We start from the raw sequence: 2,623 nt of genomic DNA, 5'->3' as shown, positions 1-2,623 counted from the left end.
GTGAGCTATTAAAAAGTAAACGGTTGTAAAAGTTTTACAACCGTTTATTGGAAATTTATTTAAAGTATTAGATGTGTAAATCTTATAACTTATTTAATTGCTTTTTTAGGACTCATCATCATAATCATTCTCTTTCCTTCAAGCTTAGGAAGCTGATCTACTTTTCCAACATGCTCAAGTTCCTGGGCTAATTTTAAAAGCAGAATTTCTCCCTGATCTTTAAAAATAATTGAACGTCCTTTAAAAAATACGTAGGTTTTTAATTTTGAACCTTCTTCAAGGAATTTTTCAGCATGCTTCTTTTTAAATTCATAATCGTGGTCATCTGTCTGAGGTCCGAAACGGATCTCTTTTACAACTACTTTTACCTGCTTAGCCTTAAGTTCCTTCTGTTTTTTCTTTTGCTCATATAAGAATTTTTTATATTCTAATATTCTTGCAATATACGGTTCTGCCTTATCGGAGATTACTACTAAGTCCAATTCCTGATCTGCTGCAATTTGTCTTGCTTTCTCAATTGGATATACTCCCGGCTCTACGTTGTCTCCCACCAAACGAAGCTCTTTCACACGAATTTTATCGTTGATCAAGTGTAAGTCCTCTTGTACCGGACGTCTTTGTGGGCCCCTGTTGTTAAATCTTTGTGCTATTGTATTAAATTTTATTGGTTAAATTCTTCTTTTAAATGAGCTAATTATATAGCTGCTTCTTTCTTAAAATAAGTGGTAAACTCTTCGATAGTCATTGTTCCAAGATCACCTTCGCCACGTCTTCTTACAGAAATTGTGCCATTTTGTTCTTCATTTTCTCCTACCACAATCATGAAAGGAATCTTCTTCAATTCAGCATCGCGGATCTTTTTCCCGGTCTTCTCATTCCTGTCATCAATTTGACCACTAATATCGTTATTTTCTAAAAATTGTGAAACTTTTTTCGCATAATCTACATATTTTTCACTAATTGGTAAAATAATATACTGATCGGGACTTAACCATAAAGGGAAATCTCCGGCTGTATTTTCAAGAAGGATTGCGATAAAACGTTCCATAGAACCGAAAGGAGCTCTGTGGATCATTACAGGTCGGTGCTTTTCGTTATCATTCCCTGTATAGTGAAGATCAAATCTTTCCGGCAGATTATAGTCCACCTGAATTGTTCCCAGCTGCCATTTTCTTCCCAATGCATCTTTTACCATGAAATCCAGCTTAGGACCATAAAATGCTGCTTCTCCATATTCTACAACTGTTTTTAATCCTTTCTTTTCAGCAGCATTGATGATGGCATTCTCTGCTTTTTCCCAGTTTTCATCACTGCCGATATATTTTTCTTTGTTCTCAGGATCTCTTAATGAAACCTGAGTTACAAAGTCTTCAAATCCTAAAGACTTAAATACATATAAAGTTAAATCAATTACTTTTTCAAATTCTTCAGAGAGTTGATCCGGAGTACAGAAAAGGTGAGCATCATCCTGAGTAAATCCACGAACTCTTGTTAATCCATGAAGTTCTCCACTTTGCTCATATCTATAAACAGTTCCGAACTCTGCATATCTTTTTGGTAAATCTCTGTAACTCCATTGTGAGGTTTTATAAATTTCACAGTGGTGAGGACAGTTCATCGGTTTTAGTAAAAATTCTTCTCCTTCATTAGGAGTTTTAATAGGTTGGAAACTATCCGCTCCATATTTATCCCAGTGTCCAGAAGTTACATATAATTCCTTAGCACCGATGTGAGGAGACATTACAAATTCATAGCCGCCTTTTTTCTGTGCTTCGGAAAGGAAATTTTCTAATTTTTTTCTTAAAGCTGTTCCTTTTGGCAACCAAAGCGGTAAACCAGCACCTACTTTTTCAGAGAAAGCAAATATTCCTAATTCTTTACCTAATTTTCTGTGATCTCTTCTTTTTGCTTCTTCTAATCTTTCCAGATATTCTGTAAGCTCTTTCTGCTTAGGGAATGAAATTCCATATACTCTTGTTAACTGAGGATTTTTTTCATTTCCTCTCCAATAAGCTCCTGCTGCATTTAAAATCTTCACTGCTTTTACAATTCCTGTATTAGGAATATGTCCTCCACGACATAAATCAGTAAAGTTATCATGAGTTACAAAAGTGATTTCACCATCATTAAGATTAGAGATCAATTCTACTTTATAAGGGTTGTCAGCATATGTTTTTAGTGCTTCATCTTTAGAAACCGGATATAAAGAGAAAGTTGAGCCTTTTTTGGCATTCTCTAATATTTTCTTCTCAATCTTTTCAAAATCTTTTTCAGATAAATTTTCTTCACCAAAATCCACATCATAATAGAATCCATTTTCAATAGCCGGACCGATAGTTAGTTTCGCATTTGGATAGAATTCAAGAATAGCCTGCGCCAAAAGGTGGGCCGAAGAGTGCCAGAAAGCTTTCTTTCCAAGATCATCATTCCATGTTAGCAATTGCACTGTAGAATCCGTTGTTATAGGTGTGGTCGTCTCTACTTGTTTTCCATTAATAATTGCGGAAATGGTATTTCTAGCCAATCCCTCACTTATAGATTTTGCCACATCTAGAGGAGTAACTTCTCCTTCGAATTCTTTGACACTTTGGTCAGGAAGTGTAATTTTTATCATGTTTTTACT

The 2,623-nt window shown here is 35.0% G+C and carries 2 protein-coding genes; both read right to left on the bottom strand.

Going from position 1 to position 2,623, the window contains the following annotated elements; genetic code table 11:
* Positions 1–89 precede the first annotated feature (89 nt).
* Complete coding sequence (gene infC, locus Q0A18_RS06250) at positions 90–590, bottom strand: translation initiation factor IF-3 (protein WP_292009288.1); 501 nt, start codon at positions 588–590, stop codon at positions 90–92.
* 104 nt (positions 591–694) lie between these two features.
* On the bottom strand, positions 695–2,614 hold the full coding sequence (thrS, locus tag Q0A18_RS06245) for a threonine--tRNA ligase (protein WP_292009289.1): 1,920 nt from the start codon (positions 2,612–2,614) through the stop codon (positions 695–697).
* Positions 2,615–2,623 lie beyond the last annotated feature (9 nt).

Origin of the sequence: Chryseobacterium sp. (assembly GCF_022712095.1) — a bacterium.
Taxonomy (GTDB): domain Bacteria; phylum Bacteroidota; class Bacteroidia; order Flavobacteriales; family Weeksellaceae; genus Chryseobacterium.
Note: the sequence above shows the minus strand (reverse complement) of the source record. Positions and strands in the feature narration are given on the sequence as shown.